Genomic DNA, 268 nt, shown 5'->3' with positions numbered 1-268 from the left:
AGTGTGGCGGTGAGTTCGGGTTCCGCCGCGCCCTCTGTGGTGATGTAGGCGACGAGTCGGGTGTCGCCGGGGTGGTCTTGGCGGGGGATGACGGTTGCTTGTCGGACGGTGGGGTGGGTGAGGAGGACGGCTTCGATTTCGGCGGGTTCGATGCGGAAGCCGCGGATTTTGATCTGGTCGTCGGTGCGGCCTTCGTAGAGGAGGTCGCCGTTGGTGTTCCAGCGGGCGAGGTCGCCGGTGCGGTACATGCGGGTTCCGGGTTCTCCGT

General features: G+C 66.4%; 1 protein-coding gene. It reads right to left on the bottom strand.

Going from position 1 to position 268, the window contains the following annotated elements; all coding sequences use genetic code 11:
* Positions 1-268, bottom strand: a 268-nt coding sequence (locus IF99_RS31505) for an AMP-binding enzyme (RefSeq protein WP_037828410.1), incomplete at both ends; no start/stop codon positions are given.

It is taken from the genome of Streptomyces sp. NRRL F-5630 (assembly GCF_000719475.1).
In the GTDB taxonomy this organism is placed as follows: domain Bacteria; phylum Actinomycetota; class Actinomycetes; order Streptomycetales; family Streptomycetaceae; genus Streptomyces.
The sequence above is the reverse complement of the archived record's forward strand: the minus strand, read 5'-3'. Positions and strand labels throughout refer to the sequence as shown.